Source organism: Spirosoma migulaei, assembly GCF_054776855.1.
In genome coordinates, this window is record NZ_BAAHBG010000005.1 from 318,446 (window position 1) to 339,901 (window position 21,456).

Annotated in this window: 19 protein-coding genes and 1 pseudogene; 9 read left to right on the forward strand and 11 right to left on the reverse strand. The window is 47.7% G+C overall.

Going from position 1 to position 21,456, the window contains the following annotated elements; all coding sequences use genetic code 11:
* Window positions 1–272 precede the first annotated feature (272 nt).
* Together ACYVGO_RS06900 and ACYVGO_RS06905 are read left to right on the forward strand one after the other, a co-directional pair.
* Window positions 273–1,973 (forward strand): amidohydrolase, encoded by a 1,701-nt coding sequence (locus ACYVGO_RS06900; RefSeq protein WP_460968545.1) that lies wholly within the window; start codon window positions 273–275, stop codon window positions 1,971–1,973.
* A gap of 49 nt (window positions 1,974–2,022) precedes the next feature.
* Entirely contained in the window at window positions 2,023–3,756 is a 1,734-nt protein-coding gene (locus ACYVGO_RS06905; RefSeq protein WP_460968546.1) for an amidohydrolase, read from the forward strand.
* Window positions 3,757–3,870: 114 nt separating this feature from the next.
* Here ACYVGO_RS06905 and rdgB read toward each other — a convergent pair whose 3' ends face one another.
* The 3 genes from rdgB to ACYVGO_RS06920 form a co-directional block, all read right to left on the reverse strand.
* The gene (rdgB, locus tag ACYVGO_RS06910; protein ID WP_460968851.1) at window positions 3,871–4,452 is read right to left on the reverse strand and encodes an RdgB/HAM1 family non-canonical purine NTP pyrophosphatase; all 582 of its coding nucleotides are present in this window, start codon (window positions 4,450–4,452) and stop codon (window positions 3,871–3,873) included.
* Between the two features lie 62 nt (window positions 4,453–4,514).
* A complete protein-coding gene (locus ACYVGO_RS06915; RefSeq protein WP_142775966.1) occupies window positions 4,515–5,435 on the reverse strand; it encodes an FKBP-type peptidyl-prolyl cis-trans isomerase in 921 nt (306 codons plus the stop codon).
* A 27-nt stretch (window positions 5,436–5,462) separates the two neighbouring features.
* Window positions 5,463–6,479 carry a DHH family phosphoesterase gene (locus ACYVGO_RS06920; protein ID WP_460968549.1) on the reverse strand — a complete coding sequence of 339 codons (1,017 nt, stop codon included), beginning with the start codon at window positions 6,477–6,479 and terminating at the stop codon, window positions 5,463–5,465.
* Window positions 6,480–6,750: 271 nt separating this feature from the next.
* On the opposite strand from ACYVGO_RS06920, the gene ACYVGO_RS06925 reads away from it, so the two are divergent.
* Window positions 6,751–7,170, forward strand: coding sequence for a nucleoside-diphosphate kinase (locus ACYVGO_RS06925; protein WP_142775964.1), 420 nt, complete (start codon window positions 6,751–6,753; stop codon window positions 7,168–7,170).
* A gap of 78 nt (window positions 7,171–7,248) precedes the next feature.
* Here ACYVGO_RS06925 and nth read toward each other — a convergent pair whose 3' ends face one another.
* From nth to ACYVGO_RS06940, 3 genes are all read right to left on the reverse strand, one after another.
* Window positions 7,249–7,902, reverse strand: coding sequence for an endonuclease III (gene nth / locus ACYVGO_RS06930; RefSeq protein WP_460968551.1), 654 nt, complete (start codon window positions 7,900–7,902; stop codon window positions 7,249–7,251).
* A gap of 126 nt (window positions 7,903–8,028) precedes the next feature.
* Window positions 8,029–8,280, reverse strand: coding sequence for a hypothetical protein (locus tag ACYVGO_RS06935; RefSeq protein ID WP_460968553.1), 252 nt, complete (start codon window positions 8,278–8,280; stop codon window positions 8,029–8,031).
* The gene (locus ACYVGO_RS06940) at window positions 8,255–8,854 is read right to left on the reverse strand and encodes an RNA polymerase sigma factor (protein ID WP_018617705.1); all 600 of its coding nucleotides are present in this window, start codon (window positions 8,852–8,854) and stop codon (window positions 8,255–8,257) included. Before ACYVGO_RS06940 ends, ACYVGO_RS06935 begins: the two co-directional genes overlap by 26 nt.
* Window positions 8,855–9,367: 513 nt before the next feature.
* Here ACYVGO_RS06940 and ACYVGO_RS06945 point away from each other — a divergent pair.
* Complete coding sequence (locus tag ACYVGO_RS06945; protein ID WP_460968555.1) at window positions 9,368–11,548, forward strand: tetratricopeptide repeat-containing sensor histidine kinase; 2,181 nt, start codon at window positions 9,368–9,370, stop codon at window positions 11,546–11,548.
* A gap of 65 nt (window positions 11,549–11,613) precedes the next feature.
* On the opposite strand, the gene ACYVGO_RS06950 is transcribed toward ACYVGO_RS06945, so the two are convergent.
* On the reverse strand, window positions 11,614–12,180 hold the full coding sequence (locus ACYVGO_RS06950) for a hypothetical protein (protein WP_460968556.1): 567 nt from the start codon (window positions 12,178–12,180) through the stop codon (window positions 11,614–11,616).
* 229 nt (window positions 12,181–12,409) lie between these two features.
* Here ACYVGO_RS06950 and lpdA point away from each other — a divergent pair, with 229 nt between their 5' ends.
* The 4 genes and pseudogenes from lpdA (at window position 12,410) to ACYVGO_RS06970 (ending at window position 15,906) form a co-directional block, all read left to right on the forward strand.
* Window positions 12,410–13,810: a dihydrolipoyl dehydrogenase gene (gene lpdA / locus ACYVGO_RS06955; protein ID WP_460968558.1), complete on the forward strand. Its 1,401-nt coding sequence runs from the start codon at window positions 12,410–12,412 to the stop codon at window positions 13,808–13,810.
* A gap of 167 nt (window positions 13,811–13,977) precedes the next feature.
* Window positions 13,978–14,208, forward strand: a pseudogene (locus ACYVGO_RS06960) (DUF4160 domain-containing protein).
* A gap of 6 nt (window positions 14,209–14,214) precedes the next feature.
* Window positions 14,215–14,460, forward strand: a complete 246-nt coding sequence (locus ACYVGO_RS06965) for a DUF2442 domain-containing protein (protein ID WP_460968560.1) — start codon at window positions 14,215–14,217, stop codon at window positions 14,458–14,460.
* Window positions 14,461–14,541: 81 nt separating this feature from the next.
* Window positions 14,542–15,906 (forward strand): M28 family peptidase, encoded by a 1,365-nt coding sequence (locus ACYVGO_RS06970; RefSeq protein ID WP_460968562.1) that lies wholly within the window; start codon window positions 14,542–14,544, stop codon window positions 15,904–15,906.
* A gap of 87 nt (window positions 15,907–15,993) precedes the next feature.
* Here the strand turns inward: ACYVGO_RS06970 and ACYVGO_RS06975 are convergent, their stop codons facing one another.
* The 4 genes from ACYVGO_RS06975 to ACYVGO_RS06990 form a co-directional block, all read right to left on the reverse strand.
* The gene (locus ACYVGO_RS06975) at window positions 15,994–17,658 is read right to left on the reverse strand and encodes a hypothetical protein (protein WP_460968564.1); all 1,665 of its coding nucleotides are present in this window, start codon (window positions 17,656–17,658) and stop codon (window positions 15,994–15,996) included.
* Window positions 17,659–17,734: 76 nt separating this feature from the next.
* Complete coding sequence (locus ACYVGO_RS06980; protein ID WP_460968565.1) at window positions 17,735–18,226, reverse strand: NADH-quinone oxidoreductase subunit C; 492 nt, start codon at window positions 18,224–18,226, stop codon at window positions 17,735–17,737.
* A 225-nt stretch (window positions 18,227–18,451) separates the two neighbouring features.
* On the reverse strand, window positions 18,452–18,703 hold the full coding sequence (locus ACYVGO_RS06985; RefSeq protein ID WP_142775954.1) for a hypothetical protein: 252 nt from the start codon (window positions 18,701–18,703) through the stop codon (window positions 18,452–18,454).
* Window positions 18,704–18,750: 47 nt separating this feature from the next.
* A complete protein-coding gene (locus ACYVGO_RS06990) occupies window positions 18,751–20,715 on the reverse strand; it encodes a M1 family metallopeptidase (protein ID WP_460968567.1) in 1,965 nt (654 codons plus the stop codon).
* A 178-nt stretch (window positions 20,716–20,893) separates the two neighbouring features.
* Here ACYVGO_RS06990 and ACYVGO_RS06995 point away from each other — a divergent pair, with 178 nt between their 5' ends.
* Window positions 20,894–21,385, forward strand: coding sequence for a DinB family protein (locus ACYVGO_RS06995; RefSeq protein WP_142775952.1), 492 nt, complete (start codon window positions 20,894–20,896; stop codon window positions 21,383–21,385).
* Window positions 21,386–21,456: the final 71 nt, after the last annotated feature.

The following is a 21,456-nucleotide window of genomic DNA, read 5'->3' on the forward strand; positions in this document are numbered from 1 at the left end:
AACTTGGGTGCAAAAGTAGTGAATTACGGATTAGCTTGGTACTATCAATTTGACCACAACCCTATAGTGTTACGTACAAATGTATATGCCTTTGACTAAATCGAGGCCCTGTTTACTATACCCGGAAGTAAGTAATGTTCATCTTCTTTATTGCTATTGATAAACCCACCTAACTCTTACATAATACAGTTTTGTACTAGCTGTTAATATGTATTTTTCGTTATTTTTAGGAAATATTTATTGGATATGCAGCATAAAATTTTGAGATATTTATGAAATACTGTACAAATCTTTTATTTGGACTTATTTTGCTCCCTGCTCTCCTGTTTGGGCAGTCTAAAAAGGCAATAAAGTCCAGTGATCGCCCGCCATCGGACCGTATCGAGAAGTTAAAAACGGAAGCGGTGGCTGCTGTTGAGGCCAACAAAGTTCAGGCGCAGCAGATCAACGATATGCTCTTCAGTTTCTCGGAGCTAGGTTTTCAGGAAGAGGAGACATTTACCTATTTGACCACAATTCTTGAAAAAGAAGGCTTTACGATTCAGAAAGGCGTTGCCGGTATTCCGACAGCCTGGATTGCCACCTGGGGATCAGGAAAACCCGTTATCGCGGTTGGTTCCGATATTGACTGTATTCCCAAAGCCAGCCAGAAGCCCGGCGTAGCCTACAAAGATCCCATTGTTGAAGGCGCACCGGGTCACGGCGAAGGCCATAACTCAGGTCAGGCACTGAACATCGTGGCTGTGTTGGCGGTGAAGAAACTCATGGAACGGGAGAAGATTCCAGGTACACTCATGCTCTGGCCGGGCGTGGCCGAAGAGCAACTGGCTACGAAAGCGTTTTACGTTCGGGATGGCTACTTCAAGAATGTAGATGCCTGTATTTTCACCCACGTCGCCAGTAACTTCGGGGTGGCCTGGGGAGACAACGGAACAACGGGGATGATTTCGGCGAAATTTAACTTCGAAGGTCAGGCGGCTCATGCAGCGGGTGCGCCCTGGCGCGGTCGGTCTGCGCTGGACGCCGTCGAGTTAATGAATGTCGGCTGGAACTATCGGCGTGAACACCTTGAACTGACCCAGCGCTCGCATTATGTCATTTCCGATGGGGGCGATCAGCCCAACGTTGTGCCATCCAAAGCAGCAGTATGGTACTACTTCCGCGAACGAACCTATCCCAAAATCAAAGCCTTGTTTGAAACGGGTAAGAAGATTGCGGAAGGAGCGGCTATGATGACCGATACCAAAGTTACCTACGAGATTCTGGGATCGGCCTGGCCGGTGCATACCAATCGGCCAATAGCAGCGGCTATGTATGAGAATATTAAGAAAGTGGGCTTGCCAACCTGGTCGGAGGAGGATCAATTACTGGCTAAAGCTACGCAGCGCGAACTTCAGTCGCCCAGAACGAATGGTCTGGATACCAAAATAGATTCTGTTGGTTTGCCCGTTTCATCAGCCCCGGTGGTGATGATGGGCGGACAGGCAATGACGCCATTGTCGGGTGGTTCGGATGATATTGCCGATATCTCCTGGTCGGTTCCAACGGTAGTTCTGGGTTATCCCAGCAATATTCCGGCCTTGCCCGGCCACCATTGGAGCGATGCTATTTCAATGGCCACGCCCATTGCCCATAAAGGCGTTGTTGCTGGCGCTAAAGCCGAAGCGATGACCTTGTTGGATATGCTACTGAAACCTGAAATTATTAAAGATGCCTGGGCATACTATACTGATGAACAGACCAAAGGCATCAAATACGAATCGTTAATCAGCTCCAAGGAGCAACCGGCCATTTACCTGAATAAGAAGATTATGACCGAGTTTAAGCCCAAACTGGAGAAATTTTATTATAATCCTGGAAAGTATAAAACCTATCTGGAGCAACTTGGCATAACCTATCCAACTCTACGCGACGATCAGCGGGCAGCTATTGCCAAAGCCGCTGAAAAAGAGAAGGAAATGAAAGGAAAATAAAGGCTTTATCAACTAACTCAATCAACTCTATACAATTCTCTTTATTAACATGAAGCACTGTACAACGCTTTTGAGCCTGTTTTTACTCGCTCCTGCTTTGCTGTTTGGACAAGCAAAAAAAGCAGCTAAATCCAATGACAACCGAGCGTCGGACCGTCTCGATAAACTGAAAGCCGAAGCGGTTGCTTCTGTGGAGGCCAACAAGGTTCTGGCGCAGCAAATCAACGATAAGCTCTTTAGTTTCGCCGAACTGGGATTCCAGGAAGAAGAGTCATTTAAATATCTGACGAGTCTGCTTGAAAAAGAAGGTTTTACGGTGAAGACAGGTATTTCCGGTATTCCGACGGCCTGGATCGCCACCTGGGGATCGGGCAAACCACTCATTGCCGTTGGCTCCGATATCGACTGTATTCCTAAGGCCAGCCAGAAGCCCGGCGTAGCTTATAAAGACCCTATCGTGGAAGGGGCACCGGGTCACGGCGAAGGCCACAATTCGGGTCAGGCACTCAACATCGTGGCTGTGTTGGCGGTAAAGAAATTGATGGAGCGTGAGAAAATCCCCGGCACACTTATGCTCTGGCCGGGCGTGGCCGAAGAGTTGGTTGGTACCAAAGCGTTCTATGTTCGGGATGGTTATTTCAAGGATGTCGATGCCTGTATCTTCACCCACGTGGGTAACAATCTGGGCGTTTCCTGGGGCGATAATGGCAACAATGGTCTGGTATCCGTGAAGTTCAACTTTGAAGGGCAGGCGGCTCACGCAGCGGGTGCACCCTGGCGCGGTCGTAGTGCGCTGGATGCTGTCGAGTTAATGAACATAGGCTGGAACTTCCGTCGCGAACACCTCGAACTGACTCAGCGCTCGCACTATGTCATTTCCGATGGTGGCGATCAACCGAACGTAGTGCCGTCCAAAGCGGCTGTATGGTATTACTTCCGGGAGCGTACTTATCCTAAAATCAAGAAGCTATTTGAAACAGGGGTAAAGATTGCGGAAGGAGCGGCTATGATGACCGATACCAAGTTCACCTACGAGATTTTAGGTTCGGCCTGGCCCGTACATACCAACCGTGTCATGGCAGCGGCTGCTTATGACAACATCAAGAAAGTGGGTTTGCCAACCTGGTCAGAGGAAGATCAACTACTAGCCAGAGCCTCACAAATTGAGTTGCAGGCTCCTAAAACGGAAGGTTTAGCCATGAAGCTGGATTCGATGGGTATGCCTACGTCTTCAGCACCCGTAGTGATGATGGGTGGCCAAGCTATGACGCCCATGGGCGGTGGTTCGGATGACATTGCCGATATCTCCTGGTCGTTGCCGACTATCGTATTACGCTATCCGAGCAACATTCCGGGTCTGCCGGGCCACCACTGGGCTAACGCTATTTCGATGGCTACGCCAATTGCCCACAAAGGGATCGTTTATGGGGCGAAGGCAGAAGCAATGACCTTGCTGGATCTGTTAATGAAGCCTGAGTTGATCAAAGAATCCTGGGCGTATTACAAAGACGAACAGACCAAAGACATCAAGTACGAGCCGCTGATTTCGCCGAAGGAGCAACCGGCCATTTACCTGAACAAGAAGATCATGGCCGAGTTCAAGCCCAAGCTGGAGAAATTTTACTATGATCCGAGCAAATACAAAACGTACTTAGAGCAGTTGGGCATCACCTATCCAACTGTACGTGACGATCAGCGGGAAGCTGTGAAAAAGGTAATTGAAAAAGAGAAAGAAAAGGAAAAATCGTCGGCCTCGAAAGTAGGATCGTCACGGTCAGAATAGTCTTATCAATGTATTTTTTCTGTCATTCCGACGCCAGAAGGAATCTCAAGCTCCTCTATTAGTCAAGCTTGAGATTCTTCCTGGCGTCGGAATGACAGAAAACAAATAGCTGTTTTAAAACTTCGTTTGCGTTTCCAGATAAGCTACCATTTTGGCTAATGCTCGTGATCGGTGGCTCATTCCATTTTTTTCCTCAATACTCATTTCGGCAAACGTTCGATCATAGCCGTCCGGCTGAAAAACCGGATCATAGCCAAAGCCACCCGTACCACGAGGTTCGGTTAGAATCTGGCCTTCAATAACCCCTTCGAATTGGTACTCTACACCATGTAGAACGAGCGTGAAGACCGTCACAAACTGTGCCTTACGATTGCTCGTCCCGCCTAGTTTGCCCAACAGTTTTTCAATGTTTTTCTGCGCGTCCCGGCTACCCGAGTAATGTGCTGAATCGACACCCGGCTCTCCATTAAGCGCGGCAACTTCCAGGCCTGAATCATCGGCGAAGCAGGAAATACCAAAATGCGTCCAGACGTAATCAGCTTTCTGACGTGAGTTTCCCGGAATGGTGCCTGTAGTTTCCGGCAGTTCATCGGTACAGCCAATATCGCGTAGGGTTTTAATCACAAACGAGTTGCCGAGTTGGCCGGAAACTTCGTCGAGTTTGTGTTGATTGTTTGTGGCAAAACAGAGTTCCATCATGAACAAAAAAAGCCGTTTACAGCAATAACTGCAAACGGCTTTCTAAAAAAGTTAATGGACTACCGACTCTGCTGTGGCATTTGTGGCATTCCTGGTTGAGGAGCCTGACCTTTCTGGATGTCGATCAGTTCGATATCAAACAACAGGACCGAATTGGCCGGAATTGCCTGGTTTCCGCGTGGGCCATAAGCCAGTGTTGATGGAATGATCAGCGTCGCTTTTTCGCCTTTGTGCAATTTGCTAACGCCTTCTTCCCAACCTGGAATCACCATGCCAACACCGAGTTGGAACTGAGCTGGTTTGCCGCCCGCCTGTGGGTTTGTACGCGAACTGTCGAAGACTTTACCGTCCAGCAGTTTACCGGTGTAGTGAACCTGAACGACCTCACCTTTCTGGGGTGTTGGGCCACTACCGGGTTGCGTTACCACATAATAAACACCCGATTCCGTTTTCTGGGCTTTACCTGTCATACCGTTCTTAGCAAGGTAGTTTTCGATAACTTTTGCATCGATACCTTTTTGCTTTTCCATGTCGGCAGCCTGAGTCTTCTTATATTCGTCCTCTGTCTGCACATTCACCACTTTCACGGCGATACCGATGTCGGTACCTTTCTGAACACCTGGAGGCAGCGGTTGCATAGCCCGTGTAAACAACGAATCGGCACTCACGTAGAACGTAGCGCTATCACCTTTACCCAACATGGTCAGGCCTTCTTCATAAGAGCCTTTGAAAGGCGGAACCTGCAATAACATCTGAAACGGAGCACCTTCTTTGTGCGTGTCGCGCAGAACCGAGTCCTTGTTGTTCATCAGCGTAAGGTGCAGTGTTAAAATATCACCGACTTTCCCTTTACGCGTTCCTTCCGATTGTTCGTGAATTGTGTACTTCAGGCCGTTTTCCGTCACCTGTTGGCGGTTTTTACCGCAGGCTGCTACCACAGCAACAAGTAGGGCGGCTTTCCCGAAATTTTTAAGAGACATGAGAGATTACTTGGTTTATACTAATTTTTAAACAGTTTCCAGCAGTTGCTGCTGGTATAGAGGCACTACAGACAAAAGCTTCTTTTCCGTTTCGGCCAGCGATAATTTCGAGCGTCCACCAGCGGCATTCCGATGGCCTCCTCCGTCGAAATGAGCACTAGCCAGGTTACGTACCGAAAAATCACCAACCGATCGAAACGACATGCGGATTTCATCGTTTCTGTCAATTAAAATCGCGGCCATGACAACCCCTTCAACAGCCAGCGCATAATTGACTATACCTTCCGTATCGCCGGTTTTAGACCGATAGCGCTTCAACTCGGCATCGGTCAGGGTAATATACGCGAACTTGTATTCGGGGAGTACCTTCAATTTTTCGTTCAGTACGTAGCCCAACAACCGGAATTTGTCGAGCGTTACATTATCGAATATCCGCCGGTGAATGCTGCTCACATTAATATGAAGATCCAGCAATTGAGCAGCCATACGATGCACATCGCCTGTTGTATTCGAGTGGCGGAACGAACCCGTATCCGTCATCAGGCCTGAGTACAGGCATTCGGCAATCGGGATATCAATCAGATCTTTGTCGCCTAACTCTACGATAAGTCGGAAAATCAACTGGGTTGTCGATGCAGCCGTTGGGTCCCAAAGGGCCAAATTGGCGAATGCCTCGGGCTCGAGATGATGGTCGATCAGCACCTTTTGAGCGCGCGACTGTCGGACCATGGGCCCGAGATCGCGGATTCGGTCGAGGTTCGAAAAATCGAGGCAGAAAATAATATCTGCTTCTTCCAGTAACTGACTCACCGATACTCTCACTTTTTCCTCAAACGCAATTACGCTATCGTTACCCGACATCCAGTGAAGGTTTTGCGGATAGTCAGTCGGAGTTACAACCGTAACCCGATGGCCTTTTTTGCGGAGATAGCCGGCCAGCCCCAGCGATGACCCCATCGCATCGGCATCGGGATTCTGGTGGGTGGTAATCAGCACGGTTTGCGGGTGTCCGATAAGCGTGCCAATTGCTTCAATGTCTTGCATACATAAACAGCCGAAGCCGTAATCGAAACCCAAAAGTACGAATAATACTAATTGGGATGGACGATTTACGTTCTATAGAAAAATTGTAACACAGAGATTCACAGAGAGTAAACGAGATACACAGAGAATTTGGTAGTTATTTCTCTGTGTATCTCGTTTACTCTCTGTGAATCTCTGTGGCAAAAACCAATGAGCGCTAGCGAATTGAATGGCATTTAAGTCGAAAGTCTGTACCTTCGCGCCGAATAAAATTTGGATACAAAGAATTAGAATGGCAACGAACCGAACATTCACAATGATTAAGCCCGATGCCGTAGAGGCTGGGCACACAGGTGCAATTATCAAGATGATTGAAGAAGCGGGTTTCCGGATCGTAGCCATCCGTAAAACGCAACTAACCGGCGAGCGGGCTGGCCAATTCTACGCCGTTCACCGCGAACGCCCTTTCTACAACGATCTGCGGACCTATATGTCATCGGGCACTATTGTTCCCATGATTCTCGAAAAGGAAAACGCCGTCGCTGATTTTCGTAAACTGATTGGTGCTACAAACCCAGCCCAGGCAGAGGAAGGAACGATTCGGAAACTATATGCCAAGTCGATCGAAGCTAACGCTATTCACGGGTCGGATTCGGACGAAAACGCTGAAATCGAAGGTAGTTTCTTCTTTGCGGGTACAGAGCAGTATTAGTATCGAGGTAGTAGGAGCGAGGAGTTAGGAGTGAGAATGGCTGCCGTAAACTAATTGCTGCCGGATGGATTCTCACTCCTAACTCCTCGCTCCTATTACTTTTTCATAATATTTACAAAACTCTCGCAACGCACACACCTCGCATTTAGGAGCACGGGCAAGGCATATGTAACGGCCATGCAAAATGAGCCAATGATGTGCTTTGGGAACGTATTGCTTTGGGATATGAGCCATCAGGGCTTTTTCGACTGCTAATGGAGTGGTGGCCGTGAGTGGTGCCAAACCAATTCGGTGCGAAACACGAAATACGTGCGTGTCGACTGCCATTGTTGGTTCATTATACACGACCGACAAAATCACATGGGCTGTTTTTCGGCCCACACCAGGTAACGTCTGTAATTCTTCGACTGTTGCCGGAATTTCCCCTTCGAACTTTTCCATTAACGTCCTGGCCATTCCCACTAAGTGCTTTGCCTTATTATTGGGGTAGGAGACACTACGGATATAAGTGAACACCTCATCGGCCGAGGCTGCCGCCAATGATTCTGCTTCTGGAAATCGGGCGAATAAAGCTGGCGAAATCTGATTGATCCGTTTGTCGGTACACTGCGCCGATAAAATTACGGCAACCAGTAATTCATAGGGATTACTAAAGTTCAGTTCCGTTTTGGGTTCAGGGTAATGTTCGGTGAAGTACTCGATAAAACGCCGGAACCGTTCTTTTTTTTGCATAGCAGGAAGTAGCGTGGCTGAGAAATCGCGTAGCTGAGGGCTTATCTTGTAGAAAATTTCGATAAAATAGCTTCCACTACGCGGCTTTCCAACCGCGCTACAGAAATAGCAATACCCATCTGTTCGTTACGAACTTCGTAAACGAGCAGGTGGGTTTGCTGGATGGTGTTTGGAGTAATTCAGAATAGTCTGAACCGTGTTTTTTCGTGGCTGGCGTTCTATCTTATTCATCAACGCCCTGAGTTCCAGGGCTTCGAGGAAGAACGTCATCAGATCCGGCTCCGACATTAGGGCATCTTCAATGAGCAGATTCTCCTCTGGCGAGGTCTCCTCATAGACATACCGGATTACATCATCTTGGGTAAATGTTTTTATCATAACTCGGCGAACGTTTGCTCAGTTGTTTGCGCAGATTAATCAGCGCATAACGCATACGTCCCAAAGCCGTGTTTATACTGACGCCGGTTGCATCGGCAATCTCTTGGAAACTCATTTCCTCGTAGTGCCGCATAATAAGTACCTGACGCTGCTGTTCCGGCAACCGCTGAATCAACTCACGTAGGTGCTCGTGTGTTTCTTGTCGAATCTGGAGTGATTCTACTGAATCCTCCGCAAACTCAAGTGTATTGAACACACTGCTTCCGTCCTCAAACACCACACTGGGGTAGCGTTTATCCTTTCGGAAATAGTCAATGGCCAAGTTGTGAGCGATTCGAATAATCCAGGGTAGAAATTTTCCCTCCTCGTTGTATCTACCCGACTTAAGCGTATCCACGGCCTTGATGAACGTGTCCTGCATTAAATCTTCTGCTACGTACTGATCTTTAACAATCAGATAAATAGTTGTGTAAATCTTCGATTTGTGCCGTTGCACTAATTTGGCAAAGGCTTTTTCATTACCACGGATGTACAGGGAAATCAACTCACTGTCGTTTACCTGGGCTTTTTCCATTTTCAGTAAGACAATTAGGTAACGTAGAGTTGTGTGTCGATAGTGTATAGGGAGGTTATGTTTTTTAGAATCTTAATGTAATCCAGCCTTGAAGATACTAAATTATTCTGTTTAAATCCAAATATACAGTGCAAAAAATCTGCCAAACGGTAGTTTTTTCCTTAAAAACTTCTATTTACCACAAGAAATAATACTGCAATAAGGATAACAAGCTAAATATAGCTTATTCGTGGAAATTATTGTACTTACGTTTGATTACTCGATATAGATTCAATTAAAAGGCCAAGCGTTTAAATTAGACATTAACTTTTTTTAATAGGGGAGCGCAAAGGTAGTTTTAGTCACCAGATATGCAATTGGCAAGGTAGTTTTTCTTCGGACCGGCCTATGGAGGTCTAACAGTATACGTTGTCCTGAAAAATAAACCTTTACCAGCTCCAATGCCTTGATTTACTGTGCTAAATCAGTATTTTCGTGCTTTAGATCAGCTTTGCTTTACGTTGGTAGTTATCTATGAGATCAGTTTGGCTTGGAATGGCAATGCTCGGCTGGTGTGCCACCTGCTTTGCCCAATCATGTCCTAAACTGCCGGAACTGAATTTCGATCGGCGGAGTGATACCGCCTATATGGATAGTTTGCTGTCGCTTGGCCGGGCACACCGACAATTTACTGCCCGTTTGCCTCGTGGACAAAGTAACGATACCCTGCGGCTGGAAGGCTTACGGTTTATGGCGCTTGTTTTTAAGCAAATGCGCGGGCAGCAACGCGATAGTAGTTTTCTGTACGCGAAACAGCTGGAAGAACAAGCCCTGATCTATCATAATGATCTCTACGCTGTCCGAGCCTTGATGTTAGAGGAATATTATATCAGGATCGTTAAGGGAGATTATCCACATGCACTCCAGATTAATCAGCGAGCTTCTGAACTATGTGTGAAATTGCCCCGTGAAAGCTCCCCCCGCTGGCAGGTGCAGATGAATATGGGTGACATTTATATGTTGCTGAAGGAGTACGACAATGCTCTGGCGGGTTATCAGCTTTCGTTGACTTTACTGAGTTTTAATAAATCACTAACGCCCAAAAACCGAAAGCTTCTGACCAGTCAGGCAATCAGCCAGATTGGCGAAGTTTACGAACTAAAAGGGCTGTATGAGCAGGCGCGCCGACAATATGAAGCGAGCCGCCAAATTGCTCTAGATACCCATTCACAGATCAATGTAGCCTATGCTGATGAACGGCTAGGGGATTTCTTCCTTAGTCGGCAACAGCCCGAACAAGCCATTGACGTTTTTGAGGAAGGGCTTGCGGTTTGGACTCAATTAAAGGACCCTCCAGGACAAGCCGCCGTGTGGGCGCGACTATCGGAATGTTACACCCAGATCAATCAGCCTAAACTGGCTATCGAGTTTGGCGAAAAAGCGGTGGCTGTTGCTCGGGAGGCCGGTTATAATCGAATTCGGCAGATGGCTACCCAATCGTTGTACCGAGCCTACCGTCTGGCGAATCAACCCGAGCAGGCATTGGCTATGTATGAGGAGTACAGTATACTTCGCGATAGCCTGACCAACCTCAAGCGCGTAGAGGAGCTATCGGCCGTACAGAAAAAATACGATATCAATCAGGTTAGGGTTGCTGCCGAAAAAGAGCGATTTATTCAGCAGCAGCAACTGATCAATGTGCGTCGGCAAGCTGAACTGGACCGACTGCGATCGGAAGCGGAACGCGATCAACTCGCCAGCGAAACCCGGATGAATCATTTGAAGCAGTCAATTGAAACTGAGCGGCTAAGGGCCGAATCGCAGAAAACCCGATTGGAGCAACGGGCACATATTGACCAACTGAGCCACGATATCGAACAGGCTAGTCTGTTGCGGATTGTGTTGGTTGGAGGGCTGGCCATGCTGTTTGGTTTTGCGGCCGTTTATTACCGTAAAAATCGGCTGATCAACCGTCAGAAACTGGAAATTGAAGCCCTCAATCATGATCTGGAAGATAAAGTACTCGCCCGAACGATTGAATTGAAACTCGCCAACGACCAACTACGGGCTAAAAACCGCGAAATAGAAGAAGCCTTATTGCGTGGTCAAACCCTCGAACGGAAGCGCATGGCGGCCGATTTACACGATAGCCTTGGTGGCTTACTGGCGGCCATTAAAACAAGCTTGTCAGCCCTTAATCCCGCAAAGATGGCTGATCGAGAACAACAGATTTATCATAATCTGTTGAATATGAGTAAGGAAGCGTTTGCCGAAATACGGTACTTGTCCCACAATCTGCAACCTGACGAACTGGAGAAACAAGGCTTATCGGAAGCTCTCACGCGACTGGTTCACAAGCTTAATCTTAGCCAAAAAATTGTGTTCAGCTTAGAAAACGCTGAATTGCCCCGCCTAGATAAAACCGCCGAGTTTAACTTATATTCGATTTGCATTGAACTGTGCAGCAATATTCTTCGACACTCCGAAGCAACAGAAGCCCAAATATTGTTCCGTCGGTTCAATAATGAGCTGAATATGATAGTGAAAGACAATGGTTGTGGCTTGAATCCAAATGATGCAACCGGTATGGGCTTGCATAATATTCAGGCCCGTATGGACCTGATTCAAGGACGGTATGAGATTCATTCCGGCCCTAACGAAGGAACGACCTTCATTTTCATTCTCCCTGTGTTATCGAATCTGGAAAAAGCCTGATTAGCGTAAATTTGGGGTTCTCGGGTCTACTCGTGCGGTTGATTCTGGAGATGCTAAGTTGATGATTATTCCACTCGCCCTTCTACTAAAAATTCGTTCTTGTCGAAATAGGGGAGTTTCTGAAAGCCCGTCAGTTTGTAGTGTTGCACACGCCATTGACCACCCGTTGGCCCACTTTCGAGCAGCAAATTGCGTACTGACGAGTAGAGCGGATTATTGGTTTGCAAAACGGCTTCTATTCGGCGCGGCTGATGTGTGACTGAATCAATCTGCACTTTGAGCGACCGAACCGTTAACCGCTCCTCCGAATTTTTTAGCGTATACTGAAAGGTCATCGAATCAGGCCGGGCAATCTGGTAGCTGCTTCGGAGGGCAGGTTTGTTAATATCGGCCTGCGTAAACAACTCCAGTTCATGGCTCCAATTGATATCCCGAATCGCCTGCTGGTTACGGGTTTCGTTAATACCAACAACTTTTTTAACTAACGGTTTCTGGGTCGAGAGATCAGTAATCTGTTGTTTGACAAAACCAAGAACGTCGTAATACACAGTTGGCTGGGTTTGCTGAGTAGAATCGGTGCAGCTACTGATTACCAGCGTAAGTAGGAAGAGAGGGGGATAAACGAAGCGCATAAATCACAATAAAACGACTCCAGATAAGCGAGCCTTACGGAATCACCAACACGAATTTTTACAAATCGGTTTGGGTAATCAAATTCTGAACCAAATTTGCAGTCGGAATGCTATCTAAATAAATAGTTTGATGTCCGAAGTTTGAGGTTCTAGGTTGATTCATACTCGAATGTATACGCCTAACTTCAAACCTCAAACTTCGGACCTCAAACCTGTACTAACTGACACTATGGAATACGATGTGATTATGATTGGTTCGGGGCCAGGCGGCTACACAGGTGCCATTCGCTGTGCTCAACTCGGACTAAAAACGGCCATTATTGAAAAGTACCCATCGCTGGGGGGCACTTGCCTCAACGTTGGTTGCATTCCGTCGAAGGCGCTACTCGACTCGTCGGAGCATTATTACAATGCAGCCCATACCTTCGCCGAGCACGGCATCAAACTGGCTGATTTACAGGTTGATCTGGCGCAAATGATTAAACGCAAGCAGGAAGTTGTTGATGTGACAACGAAGGGCATCAATTTCCTGATGAAGAAAAATAAAATCGACGAAATACACGGCGTCGGTTCGTTTGTGGACCCCCACACCATTAAAATAACGAAAGCCGACGGGTCTGAGCAGACGATTACCGGTAAGAACATCATTATTGCCACGGGTTCGAAACCATCGTCGTTTCCGTCGATGCCCATCGATAAGCAGCGTGTCATTACGTCAACCGAAGCCCTGAAACTAACGGAAGTTCCGAAACACCTGATCGTGATTGGAGCCGGTGTCATTGGAGCCGAATTAGGGTCAGTGTATGCCCGGCTTGGCGCGAAGGTTTCGTTTGTGGAGTTTGCTGATTCGATGATTCCGACAATGGATAAAACGATGGGTAAAGAACTTCAAAAAGCCATCAAAAAGCTTGGTGCCGATTTCTATTTCTCCCACAAAGTCACGAAGGTAGAAAACACGGGCAATGAAGTTGTGGTTAGCGCCGATACCCCAAAGGGAGAGCAAATCACACTCACCGGCGATTACTGCCTGGTTTCGGTAGGTCGTCGTCCTTACACCGACGGCCTAAATCTTGAAGCTGCTGATGTGAAAGCCGACAATCGGGGTAGAATTGAGGTGGATGAACACCTACGAACGAATGTTCCGCATATCTACGCGCTTGGCGATGTGATTCGGGGTGCTATGCTGGCGCACAAAGCTGAAGAAGAAGGTACCTTCATTGCCGAAACCATTGTGGGTCAAAAACCACACATTCATTATCGTCTGATTCCGGGCGTAGTCTATACCTGGCCAGAAGTTGCCTCAGTAGGTTACACCGAAGAGGAAGTAAAGCAGGAAGGTATCCCTTACAAGGTCGGTTCCTTCCCGTTTAAGGCACTCGGTCGGGCACGGGCGAGTATGGATGTAGACGGACTCGTAAAGGTGTTAGCGCACAAGGAAACCGATGAAATTCTGGGCGTTCACATGATTGGCGCGCGTGCTGCCGATATGATTGCCGAAGCAGTCGTAGCAATGGAATTCCGGGCATCGGCCGAGGATGTATCGCGCATGTCGCACGCCCACCCGACCTATACGGAAGCGTTCAAGGAAGCCTGTCTGGATGCTACTGATAAGCGGGCAATTAATATGTAATTTCCCTCACTCTCAATCCCTCACCCGAATCAGGCGAGGGGAGACGACAAGCCCGGTTGCTGGAAAGCAGCCGGGCTTATGTTTAACAAAAACGTTATAATTGATTAGTAACTTGTAATCGTTTGTTTATGCCTGTCATATCCATGCTTTATGGGATTATTATCCGAATGTTTTATTTTGACAATAAAGAACACCATTTGCCTCATATCCATGTAGAATATTCCAGCCGAAAGGCGGTCGTTTCTATTCCTTAAGGCACTTTACTTACGGGGAATTTTCCGACTGGGAAATTGAAGCTAGTCCAAGCCTGGGTGGAGATACATGAAGATGAGCTGATGGCTAATTGGCGGCTTCCAACGGAAGGTAGTACTGTTTTTAAAATCGACGCGTTAAAATAGAATACCATGTGGTTCCTGACTAGTATAACACCCCTTGATGGTTATCGATTGGCCTGTACGTTTGACAATGGCATTGAAAAAATTGCGGATATCACTCAATATATGCAAGCCGAAGCGTTTAAGCCCCTGCATAATCCCAATGTATTCAACAACGTGCAGAATCGACAGTATTACGTAGAATGGCTTGACGGTGAAGTGGACTTGACCGCCGACACGCTATGGCATATAGGGATAGCTTTGCAGCGTGTTTGACAAGGACCACGAAAAGCCCGGTTGCTGGAAAGCAGCCGGGCTTTTCTGTATATTGCCTTCTTAACCAATACAACCTCTACAATGAAAAAAATAATTACACTTCTCTTTACATTGATCGTCGGGTATACGCAGGCACAAACTACCGATTCCGTCGCTATCCGAAAGATTTACAATGAAGCACTCTCGAACGGGAAATCCTATGAATGGCTACGTCACCTCACGAAGCAGATTGGTCCACGCCTGAGTGGCTCTACGGGTGCACAAAAGGCGGTTGACTGGACAAAGCAGGTGATGGAGAAAGAGGGCTTTGATCGAGTGTTTTTGCAAGAGGTAATGGTACCCCATTGGGTGCGGGGAGCCAAAGAAGTAGCTTATATTCAGAATGGCAAGCAGAAAACGACCGTGCCCATTGCCGCTTTGGGCGGATCGGTAGCAACAGGCCCAAAAGGGGTAGAGGCTAGTGTGATTGAGGTGACAAGCTTTCCTGAATTGCGGGCATTAGGTGCTGATAAAGTGAAAGGGAAGATTGTGTTTTACAATCGCCCGATGGACCCGACAAAAATCAATACGTTCGAGGCTTATGGTGGAGCGGTTGATCAACGCGCTAATGGAGCCACCGAAGCTGCCAAGCTCGGTGCCGTTGGGGCAATTGTCCGCTCAATGAATCCCCGGCATGACGATTACCCGCACGTAGGCGGCATGCGGTACGGTACGGGAGTTCCCCTGATTCCGACGGCAGCTATCAGTACAAATGGGGCCGATTTATTAAGCAAGTCGTTAAAAGAGAATCCGAACCTGACGTTTTACTTCAAACAAAGCTGCGAGACCCTACCCGATGCGAAGTCGTACAACGTGGTCGGTGAGATTAAAGGGAGCGAGAAGCCTGACGAAATCATTGTGGTTGGTGGCCACCTGGATTCCTGGGATTTGGCCGAAGGCGCACAGGACGATGGCGCTGGCTGCATGCAGTCAATTGAAGTGCTTCGACTGTTCAAAGCCTTAGGCATTAAGCCGAAACGGACACTACGCGCAGTTATGTTCATGAATGAAGAAAACGGCTTGCGTGGAGGAGTGCAATACGCTGATCTGGCCAAAAAGAATAACGAGAAGCATATGGCCGCCGTCGAGTCCGATGCGGGAGGCTTTACGCCACGTGGTTTCGGTATTGTTGGAACACCCGAACAACGCGCCAAAGTAATGCCCTGGAAACCGCTCCTGGCTCCCTATGGCCTGCTGGAAATTGGTGGGGGTGGGGGCGGAGCCGATATTGGCCCTCTGGCTCAATCAGGCACGGTACTGTTTGGCTTTAAACCAGATTCGCAACGGTATTTCGATTACCACCATACGGCCGTGGATAATTTTGAAGTCGTTAGCCAGCGAGAGCTTGAGCTAGGTGCGGCTTCAATGGCGGCTCTGATCTATTTGCTGGATCAATATGGATTATAATTGGTAAGCATTCATAGTCAAGAGTGGTCAGGTATAGTAGGTCAATACCTGACCACTCTTGACAATAAATGACGCTTATTTTAAAACTCAGAGGTTTTTATCGAGTTCTTTCCTGACCTCATCGAACGCGCCCGGCAAGGGCGCGTTTCGTTTTACGATCTTCCCCGTTCGATTGATAATGGCTGCCGACATATCATCATCAGCACGAAGTCGTTGAACGGCATCAAGAAGTTGGGTATTGGTTAAGAGTAAATGGTCGCCGGAAAGATTATAGCGTGTGGCTATCTCAGGCCAAAGTGATTTGTCGGTATCGGGTACGGGTAAATAGACCAGCGCAAAATCGCGGGAGCTGTAGGTGTTTCGCAGGCGTTGGGCATCCAGGGCAGCCTGCCGCCCGGCTTCATCGGAGGGAGAAACCATAAGTAAATAAATCACTTTCCCCCGGTTGGCATTAACAACCTGATCGAGGAGGGATGAACCATTACCCATGTCATTGCGGGTCATAAATATACCCGGCGAAATTTCCAGACTATTGGCCGACAGGCCTGCTTTACGCAAGATTTGTATGGCTGCCCGGATGCGGGTACTATCTTTTACTTCGAGCCGATAAAGCTCATCGAGCGATTGTGCCAGTGTGACATTTTTTACCTGTGGGCGAGCGTAATCATACAGTAACCGGGCAAAATTAAGCGTGAGACCAGGTAATGAATTAGCCAGCCAATAGGCCGCCAGATAATCGACAGCTGTGCTATCGAACTGGCGTATACTCCGTTGAATCATCAACTCATAATTGACCAGCCGTTGGAGCGTATCGGGACTGCGTTTTACCAGCCCATCGAAAAATTTCAAATCAGACGCACGGGCTGAATTTGTGGTGGCATAATCACTAAGCCGGATACGTTCTTCGGCTGTTAGGTTTTTGCCATATCGTTCCAGCAAAAGTGCCAAAGCCCGTACGGTTAGCCCGTTTGCGCGGTTCACTTCTGTGGTAACCCGCTGCGTTGCGTAATTGGCAAACCGGTTCATGGCCGATGCTCGTGCTGCCGTTAGTAACTGGTCATTAGGAGGGCGCAACGAATCGTTCAATAATTTAGTGAGTTCATCATTTTCATACGCGGCTTTATCATAAATGAAGGCCGCTGCGTTGTACCGATCTGCATAACCAACCCACCGTTTTAGAAGTGGATAGGGTTTTTCCTGAGCCGAGAACGCCCTGAATGGGGCCTGATAAGCCGTGGATACCAACCGATAAACCGCATCATCGCTGGCATTGGTAACCTGGGTTGTTATTTTTTTGCCATCGGGTTTATTCGGATAAGTGGCCTCGAATGCCTTGTACCGGGCAAATTGCTGATTTACCTGGGCATTGACGCCCCCAAACCGGAAGGGTACGGCAACCGTAAATAGGGAATCGGCATCCAGGTCAATCGTGAGCGTACCGGCAGATGCCAGAAAAGCGGTTGAGATACGACCATAATTGAAATACATTTCTTCCTGTGGGAATATCAGCGGTAGCGACACCCGAAATGTACCATCTACATTCAGTGGTGCCGGACGGACTAATTCACGACTGGCCTGTAGAATATTATTGCGACTGATAAGTACCGTTGGAGACTCCCGATATAATCGGGCCGATAAATGGCGAATTCGCCCCGTTATCACAACCGAATCCGTTTGGGCGGAACATACTGATGGCAACAGGCTATAGGCTGCGAGTAGCAGGCCTAACAGGTATTGGGCAGGATTTTTCATTGGTTCAGGAGAACAGATACAGCAATAACAAACGAAAACCGGAAACAGTCAACTTCATCGTAAAAAAGCCTGCTGCTTACTTCGTTTTTATGCCGTGGTATTGCTCCTGTTCCTGATAGTCAGTACGGAGCGGATAGCCAACCCAATCTGTTGGCAAGAGTATTCGACGGAGATCGGGGTGATTTTCGAATTGAATCCCCAGCAGGTCAAAGGTTTCCCGTTCGTGCCAGTCGGCGGTTCGCCAGATGTTTGATATAGTTGGTACCGATGGTAAGCCGGTGCTATTCGTAGTACGCGGTATGACTACCTTCAGCATCAGATCGTGGTCGTACGGGATCGAGGTAAGGTTGTAGATAACCTCCATTGTGTTGGCTTCAGGACCGTTGTCGATACCCGTAACACAGGCGAGCAAGTCGAAAAATAGCCGGTCATCGTCGCGGAGAAATTGGCAAATGGTTACTAGCTGACTGGCTGGAACGGTTAGGTAAGGTTGTGGATTTTGGGTGTTTGCCTGTAGGTCAGAGCCGAATTGGGTGGCCAGTAGGTCGTTTATTTCGGGGAAGGTCACGCATTAATTAGGTTTGATTGATAAAATTATTTCCGCTGAATGAAATACGCAATCAAGCAAAATCAGATTAAATCATTGACACTTTGTTTGACCCCGATGGGGTCAAATGTTTATAGCAACTATGGTCTTTCTAGAAACATCTGACCCCATCGGGGTCACACAGGATATAGTTCATTTTGAATTTTCTTGACTGCTTAATGTCTCCGTTCACACGATAATCTTCGGCTACACTTGTGTAAATCGTTCTCGGATTTTGCTGGTGAGGACGGTGGGGTCTATACCTTTGCCTATAGGGAAAGCATCAACCAACGCTGATACGTGTATCAGTTGATCCAACGTCTTTTCGTTTAAAAAATCATAATCAGGTTGCTCTGCCAACAATTGATTGGCTACATATAGAAAGAAAATAAGCCTGGTTTCGTCCTCAGTTTCATCTACTAAATGATGAATCCGACTTTTCATTTCCTGAATGCTCATTATCGTAGTCGCTTATTTACCGAAATATACAAAAAAGATGCGCAATCTCACGCCAGCCAGGCCAGCCACTGCATCCAGTTTTCGATCCAGAACAAAAACTTAGTAGCAAATTTAGCGGCCGGAGCCGACGATGGCTCCAGGGTTAAACTGTTATTGTTGAGGTTGGTGTCCATGTAAATCTTCTGTTTCGGATCAACACTCGCCCAAACCGCTTTGGCGTTCTCACTAACCGTAAACTGGTGCTGACGGCCTTTGCCATCCCAGAACAACATCACTTCATGACCATTGTCGAAATGCACTAAAATATCAACTGGCATCGCGGCATCGCCATTGTTTTGTAGGGTTACAATAGACTGCTGCTGACCATCCCGTTTTCTGTTTCTAATTGATAGCAACTCATAATCCACTACATTATCGCCATACAGTACCTGCTTGAAAAACCAGTCCATATTTGGGCCGTATTTAGTACCAAGCCGTTTCGGAACAAGTTCATTTACAATGTCGATGAAGTTCTGGCCGTCGGGGTGCTTGAACTTCCAGCGAATGAAGTACGTCTGCATGATTTCGTCCATTACCGGTCGGCCAACCAAGCCTTCTAGGGTGCGCATCCAGGTTGCTGTTTTAGAATAAGTCAACACGCCGTATTGACCGTCGGGCAACTGCCATGTATTGCCAAACGAAGACCCAAGGGCTGGGTTATCCTGATGCACATAGCTATCCCGAGAACTTTCTAAGTCTCCCCATCTAAACCCAAATAAGTCGATTTGAGACGAACGAGCGCCGTAGGTGGCGTCCATGATCCGGCCTTCGTAGTATTGATTGAAGCCTTCGTCGAGCCAGGCTTCCTCAAACTCATTCGTAGCCAGCAACTGCATAAAATACTGGTGCCCAAATTCATGAATCGTTACCTCTTCCGGAAAACGGGCTCCGGCGGGTAAAAACGAAGCTGTTCCGGCTGTAATAAAGGTTGGGTATTCCATCCCGAATGAACCGCTGGCGTGTAGCGGAGGATCGACAATGGTTAGGTTCGGAAAGGGGTATTTGCCGAGGTGCTTATCGAAATAGGTTAACGCGGCTTTTGCGGCATCCAGATGGCGTTGCGCCTGATGGACATGTTCGGGTTGCATGACCAACTCTATGGCAACTTCGCCACCCGAAGGGCGTTTCCATTTGTCGTTGATAACCTTGAAATGGGGCGAAGCCGTCCAGGCAAAATCGACTACATCTTCGGCATGATAGAGGATTGTTTTTGTGCCGTTGCTATGCAGTTTTTCGGACTGGTAAAGGCCAACCGCGCTCACCCAATAGTCTTTTGGCGTGGTGATGTTCACATCATAAACACCATAATCGGCATAGAACTCGGAATGGGCATGAAACTGATGGCAGTTCCAGCGGCCTGTTGCACCTGGACCAGCAGGTTGATAGCGGGTTCCGGCGGGTTCGTAAACGCCAATTTTGGGAAACCACTGGCCTACCAGAAAAAAGTCGCGACTAAATCCTGTGCGGGCAAAAATCTTAGGGAGCTTAGCCCGAAAGGCGATGTCGAGCACAATCGTCTCGCCCGGTCCAACGGGTTTGCTTAACGGCACCCGAATTACCGTGTGATCGTCACGATTTGCGTCGTCGGGCTGAAAAAATTGATAGGCTAAAGACTCCCCCCCGCGAACCTTCATCGAAACGATGTCGATAGAACCATAAGGATTTTCTTTCGCATTTCGGTCAATCTGGTCGCCCCGCAATTGCCCACCTGATTCCCGCATAAACGTCGATTGCTCGTTGCGGAAGGCGTTCAGGTACAGGTGAAACTGTAACTCCCGGATTACATCGTTGGACGGATTTTTCCAGGTAAGCGTTTCTCGTCCATCCAGTTTTTTTGTGACTGGATCGAGTTTTACATCGATCTGATAATTCGCCAGACGGGGGCTTAACGGCGTAGAGAAAATCGGTTTTTGACCATAACCGATCAAGGCAAGGCAAACCCCTCCGATACTAAGCAGGTAGCTAACTCTCATACGTGGCAAAAGCTAAAGGTATTTATACAAAAGTAGTTGGATTGTTGTGATAAAGGCTATGTTGGCGGGCGGCTTTTCGGAAGCTACAAGTCGAATTAATACTTGGAAAACCCTACTGACATAGGGCTGTCACAGGGGTCATTTACCTTTGTTTCAACAATAAACCAACGACGATTCTATGGAACTGATCCCGATGTTTTTGACCGAAATGGAGCAGGAAGCGAAGACAACCCGCAAAATGCTTGAGCGTATTCCCGATGATAAGTACGACTGGAAACCTCACGAAAAAAGCATGACGGTCAGACAATTGGCTGCCCATATTGCCAACCTGCCAACCTGGGTAACCATGGCCTTAACAACAGATGGGCTGGATTTTGCCGCGAATCCCTACAAGGAAGACGTGATTAATACTACCGCCGAACTAATGAACTATATGGAAACGTGTTTGGCAGATGGTAAATCGCAATTAGTGCCCGAAAATGAAGCCATTCTGAACGAACCCTGGACCTTGCGAAATGGAGAGGAAGTCTATTTCGTTTCACCCCGGCATGAGGTTGTACGAACGGCGTTTTGCCAGATCGTTCACCACCGCGCCCAGCTAGGCGTCTTTCTTCGATTACTGGACATACCCATTCCCGGAAGCTACGGGCCCAGTGCTGATGAGCAGTAAGCTTACAAGTAATAAGGGAGCGGGGACAGTTTTAGGTAACTGTCCCCGTTTTTGTTGCACTATTCCACCTG

Coding starts and splice junctions, on each gene's coding strand:
- ACYVGO_RS06900 (WP_460968545.1), top strand. CDS start 273: ATGAAATACTGTACAAATCTTTTATTTGGACTTATTTTGCTCCCTGCT.
- rdgB (WP_460968851.1), bottom strand. CDS start 4,452: ATGGAACTCTGTTTTGCCACAAACAATCAACACAAACTCGACGAAGTT.
- ACYVGO_RS06985 (WP_142775954.1), bottom strand. CDS start 18,703: ATGAGCATTCAGGAAATGAAAAGTCGGATTCATCATTTAGTAGATGAA.
- ACYVGO_RS06905 (WP_460968546.1), top strand. CDS start 2,023: ATGAAGCACTGTACAACGCTTTTGAGCCTGTTTTTACTCGCTCCTGCT.
- ACYVGO_RS06950 (WP_460968556.1), bottom strand. CDS start 12,180: ATGCGCTTCGTTTATCCCCCTCTCTTCCTACTTACGCTGGTAATCAGT.
- ACYVGO_RS06935 (WP_460968553.1), bottom strand. CDS start 8,280: ATGATAAAAACATTTACCCAAGATGATGTAATCCGGTATGTCTATGAG.
- lpdA (WP_460968558.1), top strand. CDS start 12,410: ATGGAATACGATGTGATTATGATTGGTTCGGGGCCAGGCGGCTACACA.
- ACYVGO_RS06940 (WP_018617705.1), bottom strand. CDS start 8,854: ATGGAAAAAGCCCAGGTAAACGACAGTGAGTTGATTTCCCTGTACATC.
- nth (WP_460968551.1), bottom strand. CDS start 7,902: ATGCAAAAAAAAGAACGGTTCCGGCGTTTTATCGAGTACTTCACCGAA.
- ACYVGO_RS06920 (WP_460968549.1), bottom strand. CDS start 6,479: ATGCAAGACATTGAAGCAATTGGCACGCTTATCGGACACCCGCAAACC.
- ACYVGO_RS06995 (WP_142775952.1), top strand. CDS start 20,894: ATGGAACTGATCCCGATGTTTTTGACCGAAATGGAGCAGGAAGCGAAG.
- ACYVGO_RS06990 (WP_460968567.1), bottom strand. CDS start 20,715: ATGAGAGTTAGCTACCTGCTTAGTATCGGAGGGGTTTGCCTTGCCTTG.
- ACYVGO_RS06945 (WP_460968555.1), top strand. CDS start 9,368: ATGAGATCAGTTTGGCTTGGAATGGCAATGCTCGGCTGGTGTGCCACC.
- ACYVGO_RS06915 (WP_142775966.1), bottom strand. CDS start 5,435: ATGTCTCTTAAAAATTTCGGGAAAGCCGCCCTACTTGTTGCTGTGGTA.
- ACYVGO_RS06965 (WP_460968560.1), top strand. CDS start 14,215: ATGTGGTTCCTGACTAGTATAACACCCCTTGATGGTTATCGATTGGCC.
- ACYVGO_RS06970 (WP_460968562.1), top strand. CDS start 14,542: ATGAAAAAAATAATTACACTTCTCTTTACATTGATCGTCGGGTATACG.
- ACYVGO_RS06925 (WP_142775964.1), top strand. CDS start 6,751: ATGGCAACGAACCGAACATTCACAATGATTAAGCCCGATGCCGTAGAG.
- ACYVGO_RS06975 (WP_460968564.1), bottom strand. CDS start 17,658: ATGAAAAATCCTGCCCAATACCTGTTAGGCCTGCTACTCGCAGCCTAT.